Here is a 19,970-nt window from a genome sequence, read left to right on the forward strand (position 1 = left end):
CTCGATGGGGTCGTCGAAAACCCGCATCATTGGCCAAGTCTTGACGATTCCCGGCAAGGCGGTCAGCTATGAAATTCAGACGTGTCGCGACCTTGCCGTGGGGAATCTCGCAGCGAGAGATCCGATATTCGATTCGGCTGAACCTTGCTATGGGAATCCGCTGAAGTCATTTGCCGCAGCAGCCAGATCGCCTATCGGGAGTTTTGGACCAGATGAACAAGCCAGATATTCAGGCGGAAATGATGACGGGGCAGGATGGTCCCGAAGGCAAACTGAAGTTGATTGCGTTTCGCTTCGAGGTTTTCGATCTTCCCGCACTTGATGGTGAGGAGGATGAATTGGAGGATGCCGGAGAGATAATGACCGCCGCCGTCAACAACGTTGGCTCTATCTTCCAAAAGTTCGCCAATCGGCGCGTTCCGGATGACTTTCCGACACAAGAGGAGGTCGATACTCTGAATGTGGATTTAGCAAAGATGGCCGATCGTTTGGCCGATGCAATCGCCAAACTGACGAATGCCGCATGGTGGATAAGTCACGAAGAGCGGATCAATGATACTGACGTTTACGAGTTCATTGTTGATGCGGCCGACCGCGCTTGAGCCAAGCGTTTAGGCGGTCGTGATTGTTCACCAAAGTGGAAAGCGGAAACTGAGGTCGAGCCCGGGTCGCATAATTCCAAGGTGTTGTCGCGGGTTTTGGGATTTTTGCGACAGGCCGTGGAATCTGTCCCTAGTCACCTAACCAGCGAAACGCGCGGCGCAGGAACGCTTGCCCCTCATCGGTGATCGGCGGGCCGTGCGCTACAATCACCTTTTCCGTAGGCCATGCCAGAATACGCCGGAGAGATTCACGCGCGGCATGTCGGTCGGTGAAGGCGACCCGAAATTTTCGCGGCACCGTAGGTTCGGCGGCCGTCATCAGGTCCAGTCGGGCAACAAGCGCCCGCCAGCCCTTGAACCATCCGCGCGGGAATTGCTGAATCAGATCGGTGAAAATCGCGGTCCCGCTCTGGCGGTGAAAGAAAACGACTTCCGTTGTGATCCGGTTGCCCCACATGATCGCGTGGTCAATCTCCCCTGCCCATGCCGCGATAGGGCCATCGCTGAAATCAGCGTCGAACCTAATATCCTTGCGTTTCTCCCGCAGGCCGGGCGGCGCATAGACCGTGGCGTCAGGATATGCCCGCTGCCAGTCGCCAAGGAATGTGTGATGGAGGGAGTTGGGAGGGACCAGATACCGCACCGCCCCCAACGTCTCGACCTCGGCGCGAAGATCGTCCGTGAGCGCCGTTGGCGACCAAAGGACCAGATCGCTATTGCTCAACCTCATGATGGTCATGCGGGTGGGATAGCGAAATCCGGCCGCCGCCGTGACCGTTGGCCCGTCCGTGATCCAGATATTCGGGCCGAACTCCTTTAGCATGGCGGTTGCCTCGCTAATGTTTACAGGAGTGTAAATTTATACCATTGTGTAGATATGGCAATCCCGAAGCGAACGGAACGGTCCCGAATCCTAATCCTCGATGCTGCCGACGCGGCGTTTCGGGAGAAGGGATTTGCTGCCACTTCCGTTGAGGAAATCGCGATGCGGGCGGGCCTGACCCGCAAGACGGTCTACAATTTGTTCGCCTCGAAAGACGAAATCGCCTCGCAGCTCATAGCCCGCGTGGAAGCAAACGACGCGCCCTATCGCGATCGAATAGAGGCCGGCGGCGATGTGCTTCCCTTGCTCGAAAGCGTCTTTCTCGACAGCGCGCGCTGGTGCTTGGCGAACCCCTCGCTTGCGAAGCTGGCCCTTGTCCCGGCCGAGCGGCCATCCCTTGAGCCGCCCCCCGATCGACCATCATTCCAGCGGCTTGTCAGAGATATTCTGATACTCGGCCAACGGCAGGGTGTTATTCGCAAGGATGATGACCCCAATTTCATGGCGTTGGTTCTTCTTGGAATCTACGGGCAGGCGATGCTTTCAGCCCTCGCCGGAGGGCAGTTCACCGAGGCCGAAATCAGACACATCATCCGTATCGTCGTTGAGGGCATCGGGGAGTGTTCATCGCGGCGAGGTGTCTTGTCGCGCAACTCCTGATATTTGTTGGTATCAACCCGGCGTTGATATTAGCGCGTCGTCGATTTCGCGTGCCCGCACCGCTGCGGGGCGCGCCGTTAGGTGTGCTGTGTATTCTGCAAACCCCGGTCGGTCTGGTAAGGTGCCGAGCCTCCTTCCCCAGAGGATTTGCGAGCCCACATAGACATCCGCGGCGCTGAACGCCTCCCCGGTGGCATAGTCCCGCCCGTCCGACAGCATCGCGGCAAGCGCGTCGGCAACCAGCTCCAGCGAGCCGTACCCGGACCGCCCTCGCGCCTGTGGGTCGTCGGGCAGATCGAAACCGAAGGAGGCATTGGTAATCGCCGCCTCACCCGGCCCGGCGGCGAAGAACATCCAGCGCAGGTAGGCCGCACTCGCGCGGGTGCCCGGGGCCGGGGCGAGCCCCGCCTCGGGGAAGGCTGCGGCGAGGTAGGCGCAGCAGGCGGCGGCTTCGGTCACCACGGTGCGCCCATGCTGCACGGCCGGCACCTTGCCCATAGGGTTGATCGCCAGATAGTCGGGCGATTTCATCTGGGGTCCAAAATCCAGTATCCGCGCCTCGTAAGGCTGACCCAGTTCCTCCAGCATCCAACGCACAATGCGTCCGCGTGACATAGGATTTGTGTAGAAGATGATATCGGACATGGGCGATGCCTCCTTCCCGGTCGCGAAGTGTAACGGGTTTCGGGATTTTCGCGACAGATCATCGCCAGAATGGTTTTTTACCCTCTCGACCGCTTCACTTCTACTGATGCCAAGATCGCGAAGCTGGTCGTCGTCCATTTCACGAAGGTCGCTGCGTTGACGCCATCGATCCAGCCACAAACGGAAAACCGGCAGCAGCGCCCGGATCACCCGCATGGATGGGAACCGCAACCACAGTGGCGCGCGGGATGCGATTGATTGACGAAGGTTATCTCGACAATGGATCGGTCGCTGGTCTTGCCAACACGCTCGGCGTGGGTACTCGCCATTTCCTGCGCCTGTTCATGCGCCATACCGCCTAATCGTTTTTCAACCTGCCTTGGTTAGACTACGGTGGACGTGTTGGTGCTCTCCCGATGATCTATACTCAGCCCCCAGACGCGCTTTCGCATCAGTTTGCTCCGGGAACCGTTCGACGCGTGTTGGGTGGTTATCTCCTGGCAGGGCTTTCCGCAGGTTTGACCATCGCCATCATAGCCACCATGACGAATATGCTTGCAGGCAAAGCCGGCGGCGGCCATTGGGGCGGTTTGATTGGTGCTGCACTCATCCTTTCGATTGTCGCTTCGGGATTCGTTTTTGTTCTCACCTTCATTCCCGCCGCGATCTTCATTGTTTGGAGCGAGGCCCGCAGTTACCGGAAATGCGGTGTCCATGTTGCCGCAGGCATAGGCATGTCCATCCTCGCGATACTTTCCTTGCACGCTACGAATGGCGGCAGCGATCTTGCCTCGACCCCTGATGCCATCGCCGGAATGCTCGGTGGTGGCATAGTGGCCGGAGCCGTCTATTGGGCCATTTCCGGCAAACGGGCGGGGAATTGGCGACACGAATCGGCTTGATAAGCCCTACTCGATAGCGCAAATCCTGAAACCCGTTACGATGCAGAATTCGGGATTTTCGCGACAGGTGAGAATGCAAATAGGAAAGCCCATGCGAATTAGGACAGCCCATGCGGATGACGCCGAAGGTGCATGTGAAGTTCTTCGCAGGTCGATCAAGGAGCTATGTGTTGCTGACCATGGCGACGATCTACAGTCGATTGAGGGGTGGCTTAGCAACAAAACACCCGAGAATGTCCGGTCTTGGATTGCTGCCCCGACACAGCGTCTGTTGGTTGCCGAAAAGGATGGGAGAATTGTCGGCATAGGAGGCGCTACAGAGGCTGGCGAGATCACGTTGAACTATGTATCGCCGGATGCTCGATTTCAGGGGGTAAGCAAGGCGATCTTGGCCGCGCTCGAAGGGTATCTACGCGAGAAGGGACAGAAGCGCAGCACCCTTTCGAGCACTCTTACGGCGCATCAATTCTATTGCACTGCTGGCTATGAGAACGCAGGCGAGCCGCAAGCATGGGGCAAATTGCGCAGTCAGCCGATGGCGAAGACGTTATAAGTCGGTTGTCGCGGAAATCCTGATTATTGCGGCAGGCGGAAGCCGAACGCAGATCAGAGATTGGAGAACAGTTCGTGGCGCGCACGCCATTCGGTGCGTAATCCATCGCCTTCGCCTGCAAAGAAGCTGTCGGCTGCGATGCAGGCATCCATGCGGTCGGCACGGAAATGTCGGAAATCCTGTCGCAGCTCACACCAGGCCGCAAGGATGACGTTATCCACGTAGTAAACGAGCGCGATCGGCCGAACGGTGCGCTCGGTGCAACGAGCCTGAGCGTCCTGATAGCGCAGATGGAGCTTCCGTTCCTCCCGGATCGCTTGTCGCATCGTCCGATACTCCACCGGGGAAGGAGGAATGGCGTTCCAGCGGGAAACGTGTAAGGGCGATCCTTCAATTCGGCTGGCGTTCGCGTCAGGGAGAATGTCAGTGATCTTCTGGCTGACGCGAGAGGCGGCCGCCAACAGGTCGGCATCGCCGGTCCGTCCGATCAGCGAGAGGCCGACGACAATCGCCTCGACCTCATCGGCGGTGAACATAAGCGGCGGCAGGTCGAAGCCTTCGCGCATGACATAGCCAATGCCGGCCTCGCCTTCGATCGGCACCCGCATGGCCTGCAACGCGATAATATCCCGATAGACAGTTCTCGTGCTGACTTCGACGGTCCTGGCTATGTCGTGGGCCGCCACCGGCCGGGATGCACGCCGCAGAATCTGAATAATCTCGAACAGCCGGCTTGATCGGCCCATGCTGACTTCCCTCGTATTTCGCGACCTCTACCACGATGATGCTGACACACCTTGTCAGCATGGCCGCGATTATGCTGGCGACGATTTCCAATCGCGGGAGGGCACGGAAGTGGTCGCGCAGGGTTTTGAAACGAAGTCGGCGCGTATGGAGCGGATGTGTCTTCTGGCGTTTCAAGCGCCGGCCGAAGACGTGGACCGCATCATGGATGCGGTGGTTAAGGTAACGCCGCTCGCCATGGGAAACTACGACAGCAATGCCTATCAGTCGGGATCGGGCATCGAGCGCTATCGTCCGCTCGAAGGCGCTGCCGCTGGTGCGGAAACCGAAGTTCGTAAGCGGCCGGGCACCGTCGAAATCTCATTCGAGCTTCCCGATGAACAGCAACTCATTGAACAGGTGATCGAGACGATTTTCCAGACCCACAGCTATCAGGAGCCGGTCATTCGGGTCCAATCCGTGCTCACCAGTCGCTCCAAGGGCCTTGACGACAGCGCCAATCCGAACCGCTGGTGGAACACGACAGGGGATTGGAAAAAGAAGGCCGACGAGCAGAGCGCTGGCGCTGAACGGCAATGAGCGCGGCCGAATACCGCCTTGGGCTGCTGTTGGTCACGGCATCGGCTATAGCGTGGAGCACGGCGGGCTTCTTCACCCGTCTCATTCCGCTGGATAGTTGGACCCTACTAGCTTGGCGCGGTGTCTTCGGCGCACTCGGCATCGCGATCGTGATTGTCGCCCTGGAGCGCCGTAGCGCATGGCAGAAGGTTCGGGATATGGGCTGGCCCGGTTGGCTGTTCGCCGCCGTCTCGGCGCTCGGGATGGTGTTTTTCATCACCTCGCTCAGGCATACGACCGTTGCGCATGTTGCTGTGATCTACGCGACGGTCCCCTTTATCGCCGCCGCTTTCGCCTGGCTCGTGATGCGGGAGCGGCCGTCTCGGAATGCCGTCTTTGCCAGCTTTACCGCGTTGGTCGGGATCATCCTGATGGTCGGGCTTGGCGTAGAGGGCGGCCTGTTCGGAGATCTTCTGGCATTCGGCATGACCCTTTGCATGGCAGGAATGATGGTCATCGCGAGGCGGTTCCACAACATTCCCACTATGCCAGCCGCGTGCCTGTCGGCCCTGTTGAGCGGGCTGGTGTGTTGGCCGTTCGGGGAACCGCTCGCCGTCTCCGGACACGAGCTGCTTCTGTTGAGTCTGTTCGGCCTCGTGAACTCGGCTGTCGGCCTTACCCTGTTCACCCTCGGAGCGCGATTGCTGCCGGCGATCGAGACGGCGTTGATCGGCTCCCTGGACGCGCCGCTCGCCCCGTTATGGGTCTGGCTGGCTTTCAACGAGACGCCGAGCGGCAGCACGCTTATCGGCGGATTGATCGTCTTCGCTGCCGTCGCCATTCACATCATCGTGGAGGCAAGGAAACGGCAGGACACCGTTCCTATGCAGGGTAGCGGGTTGACCGGTTGCCTTTCGACACCTCAAATCAGCGGTGACGCGGACACCAGCGGGCCGTGAAGGGGGAACGGAAAGGTGAGAGCGGGAGAGGTAGTGCAGACATCGAGCATCCCTGTTGCGGGATCGCTCTATATCGTTGCATCGGCGTTGATGTTTGCAGCCTCCGGAGCTGCCGCCAAACTGCTTTCTCCCGACCTTACGACGTTCTCACTGGTTTTCTGGCGCAACCTGATCAGCTTCGCCTGCGTGCTTCTATGGTTTGCGCTTTTCGGTTTTCCTACGCTACGATCCGAGAAGCTTCATCTTCATATTGCGCGTGGCGTCGCTTCCTATCTCGCCTTCCTGACCTATTTCTACGCGATCAGCGCGATCCCTCTCGCCAATGCAGTCCTCCTGCAATCGACGTCGCCTATTTTCATTCCCATTCTGGCTTTGCTTGTGCTTCGTCGTTTATCTGACCGGAACGTATGGATCGGTGTGGTGATAGGCTTCCTTGGCGTTGCCCTTGTTCTGAAGCCTGCGGAAATGACCGTTTCGATAGGGGAAGCGGCCGGCCTCGCCGCTGGAGCACTCGGCGGGGTGGCGGCGTTGGTGATCTGGTGCATGGCGGAAACTGAATCCGCGCAGCGTCAGATGTTCTATTTCACCCTATTCACCCTTGCCTGTTCCATCGTCATGCTGCCCTGGACGTGGCAAATGCCCACGCTGAACCAGATATTGCCCCTGCTTGCCGTTGGGATATTCTCGACGCTCGCGCAATTATTTTTCGCGTTGGGGTGTACCGTTGCGCCGGCCGACAAGGTGGTTACGTGGAGCTACACATCGGTGATCTTCGCCGGATTGATCGGTTTTCTCACCTGGAACGAGCGGATCGACTTCGTTGCCGCATTGGGAATGGGCCTCGTGGTTATCGGCGGAAGATGGGCGTCGCATATCCGACGCCAACGCCCTGCAACCTGCGAATTGTGATGGTGACTGGACACGCCGAAGATACCAAACGCCCAGGGTTGCCAATGCTGCAAAAATCGGGCAGACCGTCTGAAAACCCGCTGCAGGATTCCGGCGTGTAGCGGCCTGTGGTAGGTTTTGCCATGGCGCATCTTTCAGGAACAGACCGCTCGCAATTGCTGCTTCTGCCGGAGGCGGTTGATGACTACGTTGGGCCGAACAACCCGGTCCGCTTCATAGAGGCCTTCGTTGACGGCCTCGATCTTTCTGCCGCCGGGTTCGTGCGGGTGGCGGCGAGGGAGACGGGGCGTCCGGGTTACGATCCGGCCGATCTTCTTAAATTGTACGTGTACGGCTACATCAATCGCGTGCGCTCAAGCCGGCGGCTGGAGGCCGAGACGCACCGCAATATCGAGGTGATCTGGCTGCTCCGGCACCTGAAGCCGGATTTCCGCACCATTGCCGATTTCCGGCGCGTGAACCGGGTGGCCTTCAAACAGGTATTCCGCGACTTCGTCATCCTTTGCCGCCAGCTTGACCTGTTCGGCCGCGAGCTTCTGGCTGTGGACGGCACGCGCATCAAGGCGGTGAACAACAAGGACCGCAACTTCACGCGCGGCACTCTAGCGAAGTTCATCCGCGAGGCGGACGAGAAGCTGGCCGACTATATGAAGCGGCTGGACGCGGGCGATGCCGACGAGGAGAGGGCGAGCGGCGGCAACGGCTCGGGCGGCGATCTGGCGGAGAAGATCGCGGCGATCAAGGGCAAGCGCGCCCGGCATAAGGCGCTGCTGGATGAACTGGAGCGCACCGGCGACGATCAGATCTCGCTGACGGACCCGGATGCCCGCGCCATGGCGCGCATGACGAAGGTCGGCGTCGGTTACAACATCCAGCTCGCCGTCGATGTGAAGCACAAGCTGATCGCCGAACAGGAAGTGAGCAACCAGGTCCTCGACATGGGGCTGCTCGCGCCGACGACCGCGGCGGCAATGGAGACACTCGGCGTAGAGCAGATCGAGGCCGTCGCCGATCGCGGCTACTTCAAGATCGAGGACATAGAGGCTTGCGAGAATGCGGGTATCACCGCCTACGTACCCAAACCGATCCGCGGTCCTGCCGTGCGCGAGGGGTTCTTCTCCAAGGACGACTTCCGTTACGATGCGGCCCGGGATGCCTATATTTGCCCCGGCCAGCAGGTTTTGTCGGCGCGCTACGAGAGCAAGTCTCGCGACAATGTGAAAATCGACTACAGCAACCGCGATGCATGTAAGGCGTGTCACCTGCGCGAACGCTGCACCAAAACCTTCCGCCGCGTCTCACGACTGGAGAACGAAGCCGTTCTCGACCGCATGGCGGCACGGCTTGCTGCCCGGCCCGAAGTCCTCGACCGGCGGCGGGAAAGCGTCGAGCATCCATTCGGCACGATCAAACAGTGGATGAACCAGGGCGCGTTCCTGATGCGCCGGCTGGAGAACGTGCGAGGGGAGTTCAGCCTCACCGCGCTCGCCTATAATATCAAAAGGGCCATCACCATCGTCGGGGTTCCCGGCCTGATCGCCGCCGCGAAGGCATGATCGCCCCGAAATCCGCCTTATAATCGCACGAAACAGTCCGGAAGCGTCCTGTTGAGGCCATATGCGCCGCCAAGCGCCGATACTCGGAAATCGCCGGAGAAGTTCTCATCGATCAAGCTTAGATCCACCCACGAGCCCATGCCGGCAGCGTTTTAGGACGGTCTGCGGGATTTTCGCGACAGCAGGCCTTGCAACCAGCCTATAGAGATTTGACCCCAACGCTTACCGTAACGCGGTCCTGATTTTCTGCATCGTGGGTGTCGAAGTCCGCAACGAACGCCCTATCAAGATCGCTTCGCCAGATAGCTTGCCACTGGGAAATTAAGGCTCCCGGCTGCGCTCCGACTACCTCAAAGACGGCAACAGTCTGAGGCGGTATCGTGACGCGGGAAAGGCCCTCGGGACAAGCTGCGCCGTCGGACACACGATAGCCGATGGTCATGGTGAAAGGGGCGGAATGATCGCCCTCGTAGCCATGATAGACGCAATAGACGTTGCTACCGACCGCGCCCGGAACCCGCTCGCGTTGGCCGCTCTGGTAAAATTGGGACCACAACGCCGCGATGCCGGATGGTTCGTCGTTGCTCACCCGCGCTGACAGCCCGATCACGTCGAATCCTTCGTGTTTCCTTCCGTTCATGACTAATCGTCTCCCGCAAAATTAGAACGTCAGCGACGGATACGAAGACGGGCTGCCACCCCTGATGTGAACAATCTTGCCATGAAGGCCATCGGATACATTTCGTAACCCCGCACATCGTCGGGAACCTGGACGCCACCGCGCTTGAACTTCGTGCAGATACGCCATTGCAGGGGCGGACTATCGTCACCAAATCGGGCTCGGTAAACCGGCATCCAGTGGCGAACATCGTCGAAACGCATCATCATCGCCGAATTGCAGCAGGTCGCCACGACGCGGCTGGTGGCCGATTTGGCGTCCAGCTTGTGATCCGCCAACAGTTCGCTCCCGCGCGTGCAGCGGACGCGATCCTTTCGATAGAGGACATATCCGGTCCCGCCATCCTCATCATGAACGGGGGCCGCATTGGGCAAAGCAGCCAGGGCCCGCGAGCCAGCCTGGCAGTCATCGCAATAGCAAACGAGGCTCGCGATCGGCGCGCCTTCGACTTCCAAACGAACGCTGCCGCAGGCGCATGAAACCGTAGAGGTTTTCCCGGATCCTACGTGCATCTCATCTCTCTTCAACTGTCATTGCCAAGCTGGCCCGCTAGCTGCTGACGACGATCCGGTTGCCTTCACTGTCACGAAACTCGGCAACCGTGCGGCTGGGGTCATATGGAGCCGGCGCGGGTTCGGTAATGATCTTTACTCCCCTGGATTTGAGGGTGCTGACCGCGCTCCCGACATCGTCGGCCACGAACACCAGAACGGGCGCCTCGGACGGTTCGTCATTGCCGCGTCGGACGAAATGCAGGTTGGTGGCCGCTCCAGGCAGCTTGAGTTCGATCCAGCGCCAGCCATGGGAGCCCATCTTCTGGTCGGCGACCACGCCGCAACCGAGGCGGTCGATATAGAACGTCTTCGCTCGATCCTGATCGTGCACGGGAAGTTCAGCAAACTGAATGTGCATATGTCGCTCTAAAACTACACGGTTTAGTTTATAATTGACAACACTAAACCGTTTGGTAACTCTGTCAAGGGCGAGCGAGTACGGGCTTGCCTGCGTCGACGCCCAGGAAGAGAGTCATGACCGCGCTGAAAGAGTTGAGCAGATCTGAACGCAAGCGCCGCGAGATTCTGAATGCCGCTGCCGAGGTGTTCCTGCGAGAGGGATATGTCGGCGCAAGCATGGACGAGATCGCCGCTCTCGCCAACGTTTCCAAGCCGACCGTCTACAAGAACTTCGCCAGCAAGGAGGCGCTGTTCGTGGAGGTCGTCACAAGCATGACCAACGCGACCAGCGACCATGTTCACAACCGGCCCCTGCCTGAGGTCGAAGACGTGGCTGCCTATCTTGAAGAATATGCCTTTCGGCAGCTTACCGCCGTGCTAACCCCACAACTGATGCAACTTCGGCGCCTCGTTATCGGTGAGGTCAGTCGCTTTCCGGACCTGGCCCGGGTTCTTTGGGAGTATGGTCCGCAGCGCGCCATGACGGCGTTGGCGGAGGTCTTCGAGCACCTGGCCGAACGAGGATTATTGTCATTCGACGACCCGGCGGTGGCGGCCTCGCGCTTCAACTGGCTGGTCATGTCCGGACCGCTTAATCGGGCCATGTTGCTTGGCGACGAGGCCATTCCAGAGCCGGCGGAACTGCGTCGGCAGGCCGTTGACGGGGTCAGGATCTTCCTCGCGGCCTACGGCAAGGCGTGAAGCTCCGTGTCACACGACTATGGCCGCCGCCCCGGCCGGAACTGACCCCGAAAAAGTGAAGGGGAACCGTCATGACTGAAAAGGCGAATACCGGACGGGATTCGCAGATCGGCGGTATGTGGCGTGCCACGGCACGGCATTGGCCGATCGCGTTCGGGCTTGCGGTCGTCCTGGTGCTATACCTGACCGGTATCATGCGGAACTTTGCCGACGGGCTCGTCGTGGCGGCGCTGATTTACCTTGCCTGGGGCGTCGTCCGCGGAAGTTATCGCAACCATCGCGTCCTCTGGCTGGAAGCGGTTGGGGTTCCGGTGTTCGGCGCCGGCACGCTCCTCGCACTCACCCTGGATGACGCGAGCGCCCGCATCGTCCTGGCGATCGGATGGGTCGCCCATGCAGCCTGGGACGTCTATCACTATCGGCGGGATATCGTTGTGGCGCGGTGGTGGGCCGAACAGTGCGCCGTGGTCGACGTGGTGATCGCCGGATTTCTTTTGTGGCCACCGATTTGGCGCTAACTCGCCCTCCTTTTGACCGACATGATCGCACGAGCGACAGCACCGATAACCTGATCGCTGCGACCTCGCTGTTGAAGGGCGATCGACAGTGCGATCAAATCGAGTGCTCAATTCGGGATTTTCGCGACACCGAAGACGGTGACAGCCTGTTGAGGAGTATACCAATGACAGCAACGTACACCCCCAAACAGGCAGCCAATAGTGGGCATACCGTTAAAATAAATAACATTGAGATGTATTATGAAGAGTACGGAGCCGGAAAGCCGCTCGTGCTCTTGCATGGCTTTGGCGGTTCTGCACAGAACTGGCATGCCTTTATCGCCGAGCTCTCAGGGCGTCATCGACTGATCGTCGTTGATCTGCGCGGTCATGGCCACTCCACCAACCCAGAGGGCAAGTTCACACACCGGGGAGCGGCTAGTGACGTGTTCTTGTTGCTCGAAAAGCTGGGTGTCGATCGCTTCTCGGCTATGGGGATGAGTTCTGGCGGAATGGCGCTGCTGCACATGGCAACGAGCCAACCCAAGCGCATAGACTCGATGGTATTAATTAGCGCAACTTCCCATTTTCCCGATCAGGCAAGAGCGATATTGCGCCGGGCCTCGTTTGGCACCATGCCCCAAGAGGTGCAAGAAATGTATCGGGCGTGCGCAAAGCGCGGTGACGAGCAGATTCAGCAACTCATTTCGCAGTTCAATGCCTTGGGCGACGATTATGAGGATATGAATTTCACGGCGACAGACTTATCGGCCATCACCGCACGCACCTTAATCATACACGGCGACCGCGATCGCTTTTTCTCCGTCGAAATCCCTGTAAGCATGTACCGCTCCATAGCGGATGCCGCGTTGTGGATTATTCCCGGTGGCGACCATGTTCCTGTTTATGACTCCACGGTCCCGTTTACCTCGACAGCTCTGAGATTCCTTGATGGGCCAGATAGCAAGTAGCAATCAGCAGCCGTCGGCTTGTCGCGCAACTCCTGAAACCTGCTACGTGATCGGTTTCAAAGGTGTTTTCGTCGCCTCCGCGAGCAGCCATTCGCGAAACGCCGCGACGGCGGAGTTCTCCGCGACCTCGATCGGTGAAACGACATAGTAGGTAAATTCCGGCGGGCTGGCCGTGACAAGATCGAACGGCCGAACGAGGCGGCCGGCTGCAAGGTCATCGGCGACCAGGGACGAATCCCCGAGAGCAACCCCCTGTCCGTCGATAGCAGCTTGGAGTGCGGAACCAGATTCATCAAAGTGAAGCCCACCCCCGTCATCGAAACTATCTTCGGCTCCGGCAGCGCGCAGCCATGACAGCCAGTCCGGCCGATCGCGATCCTGACCCTTCCACGACACATGAATCAGGCGGTGCCGCATTAGGTCGCGCGGGTGACGCAGCGGCGTCGATCGCAGCAAAGCCGGGCTGCACACCGGAAATACGATATTCTCGAACAAGCGCTCGCATCGCAATCCTGGGAGCGCCGCCTTCCCCCATCGAATGGCAATATCGGCATCGTCAGGCGAGAAGTCGCGAAGATGAGACGAAATATCCAGACGGACATCTATGTCGGGGTGCAACTCTATGAATCTGCCGATGCGGGGCACCAGCCATTTGGCGGCGATCGAGGCCGAGGCGACCACCTTGAGCCTGTTGCCGGCGCGGGCATCCTGAAGCCGGCCCATTCCACGCGCCAGGCTGGCAAGCGCCTCGCCCGCCGCGCGATGAAGGATTTCGCCGGCGGCCGTCAATTGCACTGAGCGGCTGGAACGAGAAAACAACTCTACCCCTAACTGGTCTTCGAGTTCGCGAACCTGATGGCTGATGGCCGCCGGCGTCACGCCCAACTCCGCCGCCGCATGGCTGAAATTCAGGAGGCGGCCGGCCGCCTCGAACCCTCGCAGCACGCGTAGCCCCGGAAAATGCGTGACCATCGCCAATCCATGAGGAAAGCTATCACCTGCTGTAAGAACTACTCGTTTTTTCCAGCTCCCTCAATTGGTTATGAATCCGGACATGATTACAAACAAGCTTCCCTAACAGCTTCCGGCCATGCCGTACGCGCGCCGGAAAGAAGCTGTCCAAGCCTGGAATGGGCTGGTCCGCCTCGCTCGCCGCATCCTTGGGAACCATGGATTGCGCTCGCAGCCCGGCATTGACGAGCTGGACCTACGGGACAGTGGCGTCAGAGCGCGCGAGATCGCCGCCATGGTCGATCGCGACATGAGCAAGCTGCTCTGCCGCGATCTCTGGCGACAAGGGCCGAAAACCAGATCATGACCCCCGAAGTCTTTTTCCTCGTTCTCCTGGCCGCATTCCTGCACGCCTTATGGAACGTGCTGGTGAAGGTCGATGGCGACGGCATGTCCGCCATGGCCGTTATTGTCACCATCCAGGCGGCAATCTCCGTTCTGTTGATCGCCTTCGTTCCGGTCCCCGGCGCGTCGGGCTGGCCGTTTCTCCTAAGCGCTGCGGTACTCCATACCGGCTATAGGCTGTTCCTGGTGGAATCCTACAGGTTCGGAGACCTTGGCCGCGTCTATCCGATCGCACGCGGGTCCTCGCCGCTGATCGTGGCGGTGCTGGCAATGGTGTTCGCCGGCGAGACGACCGACCCTCAATCGCTGGCGGCGATCTTCATCATCTCGGTCGGCATCATGAGCCTGTCGCTCACGCGGGGCCTCGACCGGGAGCGGGATGGACGAGCGGTCGTCCTGGCGCTGGCGACCGGCACGTTCGCGGCCGTCTACACCATCGTTGACGGTCTTGGGGCACGCCATGCGGGAAGCGCGTCCGCCTACATGATTTGGGTCAGCCTCCTAGACGCCGTTGCCTTCCTGCCGGTGGCGCAGTTTGCCAGACGCGGCGCGCTCTGGCCTTCATCCGCGAAACGGTGGACGGCAGGAGCGATTGCGGGCGTGACGGGTTTCGCCGCCTACTGGCTTGTCGTTTGGGCGCTGACGGTCGCGCCGATGGCATCCGTATCGGCGCTGCGTGCCACAAGCATCGGTTTCGTGCTCGTGTTCGGCGTCGTGTTCCTGAAGGAGCCGGCGACGATCTTGAGAAGCGCATCGGCCATAGCGATCGCGGCAGGGACCGCGATGCTGAAATTCGGAAAGTAGGCGCACGATCGCGCGCAAATGCTAGGATTAGCTATGTCGCGGGTTTCGGGGTTTTCGCGAAAAGAAACGATCGTCAGCAGAAGGCCAAGCAGAAAAAAAGACCCTGAGTAGATCAGGTGGCGATGGTACGCTGAGAGCCGAATGAACTCGGGATCGTGCGACCGTGGCTGAACTTCAAACAAGCAAGGAAATTCGCCCTTTCGAGGTAACAAACCGAATGGTCATGGCCATTTCGGTTCCAATGGCCTTCGCGTCGTTGAGCACACCCTTGCTAGGCATCATCGACACCGCCGTGGTCGGGCAATTTGGCAATGCGAGTTTGATCGGTGGTCTTGCCATAGGCTCCACCGTCTTCGGTTTCGTCTTTGCCTCGTTCAATTTCTTGCGGTCTGGGACTTCGGGCCTGGTCGCTCAGGCATTCGGACAGGATGACATTGGTGAGCAGCAGGCGGTGTTCTGGCGCGCGATCGTCATAGCCTTGGCGCTTGGCATACTTCTCATCGCTGCGTCTCAGCTCATCAAAGGGGCAGGACTGCTGTTCATGCAGCCCTCGCCGGACGTTGCCGAGGCGATGTCAACCTATCTGTCCATCCGCCTGTTTTCGTCACCGATGGCGCTGGTCAACTATGCCGTGCTTGGCGTCTTGCTCGGCCGGGGAAGGGCGACGCTGGGTCTGTCGCTTCAATTCCTGCTGAACGGCGTGAACATGGCCATGTCGGTATGGCTCGGCCTTGTCCTCGAATGGGGAGTTGCCGGCGTAGCTTGGGGAACCGTGATTGCCGAGAGCGTCGCGGCTGCAGCCGGAATGGTGATCGTGACGGCATCGTTTCGACGGCACCCCCTACCAACAATCCGCTTGATCCTGGATCGGGCCGCCCTTGGCCGCTTGTTCTCGATCAATCGCGATATAATGATCCGTTCGTTTCTGCTCCTCACGGCTTTCGCGTTCTTCACCCGGACGGGCGCGCAACTCGGGCCGGTTGCCTTGGCCGCCAACGCCATCCTCTTTAAGTTCTATCTGGTGGCCAGCTTCTTTTCCGATGGCTTTACGACGGCGGCCGAACACATATGCGGGCGCGCGATCGGAGCGAATTACCCGCCAGCGTTCCATCGCGGGATTCGGCTAACTCTCATCTGGAGCATGGGGCTCGCGGTCGCCTTGGCCTTGGTCTTCTACTTTGTGGGCGGACATCTCATTGCGATCATGACGAATGCCCCGGATGTTCGGGCCGAAGCATTGACCTATCTGCCATGGGTGGCGTTGACGGCGGTTTCAGGGTTTCTCGCGTTTCAGTTGGATGGCGTGTACATCGGAGCAACGTGGTCGCACGATATGCGCAACACGATGGCTCTCGCGCTCATCTGCTACCTTGTGATCCTGTTCGCGGTGCTGCCGACGCTTGGAAATCACGGCCTTTGGCTGGCCTTCAATATTTTCCTTCTGACGCGGGGCCTTTTGATGCTGGCTGTCCTTCCTCGTCGAACCAGGATGGTGTTTGCGGAACCTGCCGCCATTAAAGGGCAAGAACTATTGTAGGTTTCAGGAATTTCGCGACAGATTGTCCGGATGGCCGGGCATAACATTCATTGGTCGGGCGAGACGTTTGATAGATGTCTGGCCAGCATCAGGGCGACCGCGCTGGTCCCTTCCTTTCTCCGCCGACGTTCGATGACAGAATAGGAAATGTCAGGTAGATGGGGCAGTCCCCTGTCCAGCAATTGCGGCAGTCCCAATCCTGCCACTGTCCGGCACGTAATGCCGAGCCCCGCCTGAACCGCCGCGCGAAGGCCGTCGAGACTCGGTGTAATGAGCGCCATGCGCCACGGCTGGCCGACAGTGTCCAGCGCCCGTTGCGCAGCCGTCAGGAAGGGGCACGGCGGGGTGATACCTACAAGCGGCAGAACGTCATCTTTTAGAAGATCTGCATTGCCGAACCATTTCATCGGCAGGCGACAGGTGACGTCTCCGCCAACTGACTCGCCGGTGCATAACGCCACGTCTATCCGGTCCTCGCCCATCGTCTGCAAGAGTTCCGCAGTGTTGCCGATGACGATCATGATCGGTTGGCCGACTGCATCTGCGCGGAGTTCTGCCAACGTCGGCCGCAATACGCCGCCCACAAAGTCCTGAACGATCCCGATCCTGATCGGCGGGGCCGCTGCCTGATCGAGATCGGCCCTCGCCGCGTCGATTCGGCCAAGGATCGAGCGGGCGTGAGGCAGAAGCAGGCTGCCCGCCTGGTTGAGCTTCAATGCGCGGCCGTCGCGATCGAACAGCGGTTGGCCGACAATGTCCTCCAACCGCGCCATCTGAAGACTGAGCGCGGATTCGCTGCGTCCCACCCGCGCAGAGGCAGCGGCGAGCGAGCCACAATCGACCACGGCAACGAAATTGCGCAACAGCGGGGACGGCAGATCGGGAATCATGAGGTTATCTCAAGTCTGAATGCGTCTGTTCCCGATTATACATTGGAAATTCTCGATAGAAACTATGGCATCGCAATCGAAGGAGAACGGACGATGCCTTTTGCCAGATTGACCCTGATCCCGGCCCCGACGCCGAATATGGCCGAACAACTCGCCGCCGATTTGACGGCTATCGTCGCGAGTGACTTGGGCAAGCAACGCGAACTTTCATCGGTGCTCGTTGAAACACCTAGCGCGTCCCAGTGGACCATCGGCGCAAATGAGCAGGAGGTTGCTGCGCACCTGGAAGTCTGCGTGACGGCTGGGACCAACACCGAGGAAGAGAAGCGGACGTTTGTGGGCAATGCCATGCGACTGTTGCGGCGGGCGCTGCCGACCCTTCCCACAGCAACCTACGTTCTTGTGAAGGAGTTGCCCGCCATCAACTGGGGCTATGACGGTCAGACCCAGGCAGATCGCGCCAAGAAAAAGGCGCAGAACCCGGCCTCAGCTAACGAGGACAACTCATTGCAATTCTCGCGCAAATCCTAAAGCTTGCTACTTGGCCGGCTTCGAAGGTGTGCTCATCGCTTCCGCGAACAACCATTCGCGGAACGCCTCGACGGGGGAGTTCTCTTCGATCTCGATCGGAGAAACGACATGGTAGGCAAATTCCGGCGGGCTGGTGATGGTCAGTTCGAACGGCCGAACGAGCCGGTCGGCCGCAAGATCGTCTGCAACCAGTGACGAATCTCCAAGAGCAATCCCTTGCCCGTCAATTGCGGCCTGGAGGGCGGAACCGGTTTCATCGAAGCGAAGTCCCGCCCCATCGTCGGGAGCCTCTTCGACACCGGCCGCACGCAACCACGTCCGCCAGTTCGGCCGTTCGCGATCCTGGCCCTTCCACGAGACATGAATCAGACGACGGCGCACAAGGTCGCCTGGTTCGCGCAGCGGCGCCGATCGCAGCAGGACCGGGCTGCAAACCGGGAACACGACGTTTTCGAACAGGCGCTCGCTTTTCAGGCCGGGGTGAGCGGCCTTTCCCCAACGAATGACAATATCGGCATCGTCAGGCGAGAACGTGCGAAGATGCGATGAAATGTCCAGTCGGACATCTATGTCGGGCCGCTGTTCTATGAATCTGCCAATGCGCGGCACCAGCCATTTAGCCGCGATCGACGCCGAGGCGATGACCTTGAGCCTGTTGCCGTCGCCAATGTCCTGAATCCGCGCCATTCCGCGCGCGAGGCTCGCAAGTGCTTCGCCGGCCGCGCGGTGAAGAATCTCGCCGGCAGGCGTCAATTGCACTGAGCGACTGGTACGGGAAAACAGCTCCGCCCCGAGCTGGTCTTCGAGTTCCCGCACCTGATGGCTGATGGCCGCCGGCGTCACGCCCAACTCGGCGGCCGCATGGCTGAAATTCAGAAGGCGGCCGGCCGCCTCGAACCCTCGCAGCACGCGCAGCCCCGGAAAATGAACGGCCATCATTCATCCATGAGAAAAGTTATCACCTGTTGCAAGAACTACTCATTTTTACGCGTTACCTCAATTGGTTATGACTCCAGACATGAGAACGAACAAGCTGCCCTAACAGTTGTCGGCCATGCTGACCAACAGTCGGAAAAGAGCGATCGAAGCCTGGAACGCGCTTTCGCGTCTTGCCCGCGGTCTTTTGCCGAGCCGTGCATCGCGTGACCGGAGCCTTACCGGCCTCAATGAGCGGCAGTTGCGGGACGTTGATGCGGGAACACGAAACGTCGCCGCCATGGTCGATCACGCATGAGCAAGTTGCTCTGCCGTCACCTCTGGCGGCAAGGGCCAAAACGCCGGTCATGACCCCAGAAGTTTTCTCCCTTGTTCTGCTGGCCGCATTTCTGCACGCTCTATGGAACGCATTGGTGAAGGGTGATGGCGACGGAATGTCCGCCATGACCGCGATCGTTACGGGTGCAGGGAGCAATTTCGCTTTTGCTGCTCGCGTTCGTCCCTGTTCCCGAAGCGGCGAGTTGGCCGTTTCTTCTCGGTGCCGCCGTTCTCCACACCGCCTACAGGCTTTTTCTGGTGGAAGCCTACAGGTTCGGGGATCTCGGTCGCGTCTATCCGATCGCGCGCGGCTCCGCGCCTTTGATCGTGGCAATTTTGGCGATGACGTTCGTCGGCGAGATGCCTTCTCCTCAATCTCTGGCGGCGATCCTCATCATCGCGATCGGCATTATGAGCCTGTCGCTTACGCGGGGGCTCGACCAGATACGGGATACCCGAGCAGTCATGCTGGCGCTGGCGACCGGATCGTTTGCTGCCGTCTATACGGTCGTCGACGGCCTTGGGGCGCGGCACGCAGGAAGCGCTTCCGCCTATATGATCTGGGTCAGCCTCGCCGATGCCGTCGCCTTTCTGCCGATGGTGTACGTCGCAAGACGTGGGGCGCTCTGGCCTTCATCGGTGAAGCGTTGGACGGCGGGTGCAATTGCAGGGGTGACTGGCTTTGTTGCGTACTGGCTTGTCGTTTGGGCACTTTCGGTTGCACCGATGGCGGCGGTGTCGGCGCTGCGCGCGACAAGCATCGGCTTCGCTCTGCTTTTCGGTGTCGTGTTTTTAAGGGAGCCTATCACGACCCTCCGAAGCGTGTCCGCGATCGCGATCGCCGCAGGAACCGCAATGCTGAAATTCGGCAAATAAGCGTTACGG

24 protein-coding genes and 1 pseudogene are annotated in these 19,970 nt (G+C 59.7%); 15 read left to right on the plus strand and 10 right to left on the minus strand.

Features of this window, described 5'->3' with window-relative positions; translation table 11 throughout:
• Positions 1-212 precede the first annotated feature (212 nt).
• On the plus strand, positions 213-602 hold the full coding sequence (locus tag M9924_21565) for a hypothetical protein (protein ID MCO5066958.1): 390 nt from the start codon (positions 213-215) through the stop codon (positions 600-602).
• 130 nt (positions 603-732) lie between these two features.
• Here M9924_21565 and M9924_21570 read toward each other — a convergent pair whose 3' ends face one another.
• The gene (locus M9924_21570; GenBank protein MCO5066959.1) at positions 733-1,425 is read right to left on the minus strand and encodes a DUF4336 domain-containing protein; all 693 of its coding nucleotides are present in this window, start codon (positions 1,423-1,425) and stop codon (positions 733-735) included.
• Positions 1,426-1,479: 54 nt separating this feature from the next.
• Here M9924_21570 and M9924_21575 point away from each other — a divergent pair, with 54 nt between their 5' ends.
• Entirely contained in the window at positions 1,480-2,085 is a 606-nt protein-coding gene (locus M9924_21575; protein MCO5066960.1) for a TetR/AcrR family transcriptional regulator, read from the plus strand.
• A 12-nt stretch (positions 2,086-2,097) separates the two neighbouring features.
• Here M9924_21575 and M9924_21580 read toward each other — a convergent pair whose 3' ends face one another.
• Positions 2,098-2,730: a glutathione S-transferase family protein gene (locus M9924_21580; protein MCO5066961.1), complete on the minus strand. Its 633-nt coding sequence runs from the start codon at positions 2,728-2,730 to the stop codon at positions 2,098-2,100.
• A gap of 138 nt (positions 2,731-2,868) precedes the next feature.
• Positions 2,869-2,946, minus strand: a pseudogene (locus tag M9924_21585) (hypothetical protein).
• Positions 2,947-3,248: 302 nt separating this feature from the next.
• Between M9924_21585 and M9924_21590 the strand changes: the two are divergent.
• Positions 3,249-3,632, plus strand: coding sequence for a hypothetical protein (locus tag M9924_21590; protein MCO5066962.1), 384 nt, complete (start codon positions 3,249-3,251; stop codon positions 3,630-3,632).
• 91 nt (positions 3,633-3,723) lie between these two features.
• Entirely contained in the window at positions 3,724-4,185 is a 462-nt protein-coding gene (locus M9924_21595; protein ID MCO5066963.1) for a GNAT family N-acetyltransferase, read from the plus strand.
• A gap of 53 nt (positions 4,186-4,238) precedes the next feature.
• On the opposite strand, the gene M9924_21600 is transcribed toward M9924_21595, so the two are convergent.
• Positions 4,239-4,871, minus strand: coding sequence for a YafY family transcriptional regulator (locus M9924_21600; protein MCO5066964.1), 633 nt, complete (start codon positions 4,869-4,871; stop codon positions 4,239-4,241).
• A gap of 169 nt (positions 4,872-5,040) precedes the next feature.
• Between M9924_21600 and M9924_21605 the strand changes: the two genes are divergently transcribed.
• From M9924_21605 to M9924_21620, 4 genes are all read left to right on the plus strand, one after another.
• Positions 5,041-5,508 (plus strand): hypothetical protein, encoded by a 468-nt coding sequence (locus M9924_21605; protein ID MCO5066965.1) that lies wholly within the window; start codon positions 5,041-5,043, stop codon positions 5,506-5,508.
• Positions 5,505-6,446 carry a DMT family transporter gene (locus M9924_21610; protein ID MCO5066966.1) on the plus strand — a complete coding sequence of 314 codons (942 nt, stop codon included), beginning with the start codon at positions 5,505-5,507 and terminating at the stop codon, positions 6,444-6,446. The genes M9924_21605 and M9924_21610 overlap by 4 nt, the downstream gene beginning before the upstream one ends.
• A 90-nt stretch (positions 6,447-6,536) precedes the next feature.
• The gene (locus tag M9924_21615; protein ID MCO5066967.1) at positions 6,537-7,355 is read left to right on the plus strand and encodes a DMT family transporter; all 819 of its coding nucleotides are present in this window, start codon (positions 6,537-6,539) and stop codon (positions 7,353-7,355) included.
• Positions 7,356-7,477: 122 nt separating this feature from the next.
• Positions 7,478-8,911 (plus strand): IS1182 family transposase, encoded by a 1,434-nt coding sequence (locus M9924_21620; protein ID MCO5066968.1) that lies wholly within the window; start codon positions 7,478-7,480, stop codon positions 8,909-8,911.
• A 199-nt stretch (positions 8,912-9,110) separates the two neighbouring features.
• Here M9924_21620 and M9924_21625 read toward each other — a convergent pair whose 3' ends face one another.
• The 3 genes from M9924_21625 to M9924_21635 all read right to left on the minus strand — a co-directional run bounded on the left by M9924_21625 (position 9,111) and on the right by M9924_21635 (position 10,502).
• On the minus strand, positions 9,111-9,551 hold the full coding sequence (locus M9924_21625) for a GyrI-like domain-containing protein (GenBank protein ID MCO5066969.1): 441 nt from the start codon (positions 9,549-9,551) through the stop codon (positions 9,111-9,113).
• Between the two features lie 29 nt (positions 9,552-9,580).
• Positions 9,581-9,868: a hypothetical protein gene (locus M9924_21630; GenBank protein ID MCO5066970.1), complete on the minus strand. Its 288-nt coding sequence runs from the start codon at positions 9,866-9,868 to the stop codon at positions 9,581-9,583.
• A 271-nt stretch (positions 9,869-10,139) separates the two neighbouring features.
• Positions 10,140-10,502 (minus strand): VOC family protein, encoded by a 363-nt coding sequence (locus tag M9924_21635; GenBank protein MCO5066971.1) that lies wholly within the window; start codon positions 10,500-10,502, stop codon positions 10,140-10,142.
• 116 nt (positions 10,503-10,618) lie between these two features.
• Between M9924_21635 and M9924_21640 the strand changes: the two genes are divergently transcribed.
• The 3 genes from M9924_21640 to M9924_21650 all read left to right on the plus strand — a co-directional run bounded on the left by M9924_21640 (position 10,619) and on the right by M9924_21650 (position 12,713).
• Complete coding sequence (locus M9924_21640; GenBank protein MCO5066972.1) at positions 10,619-11,245, plus strand: TetR/AcrR family transcriptional regulator; 627 nt, start codon at positions 10,619-10,621, stop codon at positions 11,243-11,245.
• A 71-nt stretch (positions 11,246-11,316) separates the two neighbouring features.
• Positions 11,317-11,763 (plus strand): hypothetical protein, encoded by a 447-nt coding sequence (locus M9924_21645; protein ID MCO5066973.1) that lies wholly within the window; start codon positions 11,317-11,319, stop codon positions 11,761-11,763.
• Positions 11,764-11,927: 164 nt separating this feature from the next.
• Positions 11,928-12,713 (plus strand): alpha/beta hydrolase, encoded by a 786-nt coding sequence (locus tag M9924_21650; protein MCO5066974.1) that lies wholly within the window; start codon positions 11,928-11,930, stop codon positions 12,711-12,713.
• Between the two features lie 42 nt (positions 12,714-12,755).
• On the opposite strand, the gene gcvA (M9924_21655) is transcribed toward M9924_21650, so the two are convergent.
• Complete coding sequence (gene gcvA / locus M9924_21655) at positions 12,756-13,685, minus strand: transcriptional regulator GcvA (GenBank protein MCO5066975.1); 930 nt, start codon at positions 13,683-13,685, stop codon at positions 12,756-12,758.
• A 342-nt stretch (positions 13,686-14,027) separates the two neighbouring features.
• Here gcvA (M9924_21655) and M9924_21660 point away from each other — a divergent pair, with 342 nt between their 5' ends.
• Together M9924_21660 and M9924_21665 are read left to right on the plus strand one after the other, a co-directional pair.
• Positions 14,028-14,873, plus strand: coding sequence for a DMT family transporter (locus M9924_21660; GenBank protein MCO5066976.1), 846 nt, complete (start codon positions 14,028-14,030; stop codon positions 14,871-14,873).
• Positions 14,874-15,090: 217 nt separating this feature from the next.
• On the plus strand, positions 15,091-16,410 hold the full coding sequence (locus tag M9924_21665; protein MCO5066977.1) for an MATE family efflux transporter: 1,320 nt from the start codon (positions 15,091-15,093) through the stop codon (positions 16,408-16,410).
• A gap of 47 nt (positions 16,411-16,457) precedes the next feature.
• On the opposite strand, the gene M9924_21670 is transcribed toward M9924_21665, so the two are convergent.
• Complete coding sequence (locus M9924_21670; protein MCO5066978.1) at positions 16,458-17,300, minus strand: LysR family transcriptional regulator; 843 nt, start codon at positions 17,298-17,300, stop codon at positions 16,458-16,460.
• A gap of 42 nt (positions 17,301-17,342) precedes the next feature.
• Between M9924_21670 and M9924_21675 the strand changes: the two genes are divergently transcribed.
• A complete protein-coding gene (locus M9924_21675) occupies positions 17,343-17,831 on the plus strand; it encodes a hypothetical protein (GenBank protein ID MCO5066979.1) in 489 nt (162 codons plus the stop codon).
• Positions 17,832-17,837: 6 nt separating this feature from the next.
• Here the strand turns inward: M9924_21675 and gcvA (M9924_21680) are convergent, their stop codons facing one another.
• Positions 17,838-18,767 (minus strand): transcriptional regulator GcvA, encoded by a 930-nt coding sequence (gcvA, locus tag M9924_21680; protein ID MCO5066980.1) that lies wholly within the window; start codon positions 18,765-18,767, stop codon positions 17,838-17,840.
• A 483-nt stretch (positions 18,768-19,250) separates the two neighbouring features.
• Here gcvA (M9924_21680) and M9924_21685 point away from each other — a divergent pair, with 483 nt between their 5' ends.
• Positions 19,251-19,961, plus strand: coding sequence for a DMT family transporter (locus M9924_21685; GenBank protein ID MCO5066981.1), 711 nt, complete (start codon positions 19,251-19,253; stop codon positions 19,959-19,961).
• The last annotated feature ends 9 nt before the right edge of the window (positions 19,962-19,970 follow it).

The organism is Rhizobiaceae bacterium, from assembly GCA_023953835.1.
Classification (GTDB): Bacteria; Pseudomonadota; Alphaproteobacteria; order Rhizobiales; family Rhizobiaceae; genus Mesorhizobium_G.

Bases quoted from the DNA above. Each gene is read 5' to 3' on its own strand.
- M9924_21665 (MCO5066977.1), top strand. From the start codon at position 15,091: ATGGTCATGGCCATTTCGGTTCCAATGGCCTTCGCGTCGTTGAGCACA.
- M9924_21670 (MCO5066978.1), bottom strand. From the start codon at position 17,300: ATGATTCCCGATCTGCCGTCCCCGCTGTTGCGCAATTTCGTTGCCGTG.
- gcvA (MCO5066980.1), bottom strand. From the start codon at position 18,767: ATGGCCGTTCATTTTCCGGGGCTGCGCGTGCTGCGAGGGTTCGAGGCG.
- M9924_21565 (MCO5066958.1), top strand. From the start codon at position 213: ATGAACAAGCCAGATATTCAGGCGGAAATGATGACGGGGCAGGATGGT.
- M9924_21645 (MCO5066973.1), top strand. From the start codon at position 11,317: ATGACTGAAAAGGCGAATACCGGACGGGATTCGCAGATCGGCGGTATG.
- M9924_21580 (MCO5066961.1), bottom strand. From the start codon at position 2,730: ATGTCCGATATCATCTTCTACACAAATCCTATGTCACGCGGACGCATT.
- M9924_21660 (MCO5066976.1), top strand. From the start codon at position 14,028: ATGACCCCCGAAGTCTTTTTCCTCGTTCTCCTGGCCGCATTCCTGCAC.
- M9924_21635 (MCO5066971.1), bottom strand. From the start codon at position 10,502: ATGCACATTCAGTTTGCTGAACTTCCCGTGCACGATCAGGATCGAGCG.
- gcvA (MCO5066975.1), bottom strand. From the start codon at position 13,685: ATGGTCACGCATTTTCCGGGGCTACGCGTGCTGCGAGGGTTCGAGGCG.
- M9924_21575 (MCO5066960.1), top strand. From the start codon at position 1,480: ATGGCAATCCCGAAGCGAACGGAACGGTCCCGAATCCTAATCCTCGAT.
- M9924_21610 (MCO5066966.1), top strand. From the start codon at position 5,505: ATGAGCGCGGCCGAATACCGCCTTGGGCTGCTGTTGGTCACGGCATCG.
- M9924_21615 (MCO5066967.1), top strand. From the start codon at position 6,537: ATGTTTGCAGCCTCCGGAGCTGCCGCCAAACTGCTTTCTCCCGACCTT.
- M9924_21625 (MCO5066969.1), bottom strand. From the start codon at position 9,551: ATGAACGGAAGGAAACACGAAGGATTCGACGTGATCGGGCTGTCAGCG.
- M9924_21595 (MCO5066963.1), top strand. From the start codon at position 3,724: ATGCGAATTAGGACAGCCCATGCGGATGACGCCGAAGGTGCATGTGAA.
- M9924_21650 (MCO5066974.1), top strand. From the start codon at position 11,928: ATGACAGCAACGTACACCCCCAAACAGGCAGCCAATAGTGGGCATACC.
- M9924_21570 (MCO5066959.1), bottom strand. From the start codon at position 1,425: ATGCTAAAGGAGTTCGGCCCGAATATCTGGATCACGGACGGGCCAACG.
- M9924_21640 (MCO5066972.1), top strand. From the start codon at position 10,619: ATGACCGCGCTGAAAGAGTTGAGCAGATCTGAACGCAAGCGCCGCGAG.
- M9924_21620 (MCO5066968.1), top strand. From the start codon at position 7,478: ATGGCGCATCTTTCAGGAACAGACCGCTCGCAATTGCTGCTTCTGCCG.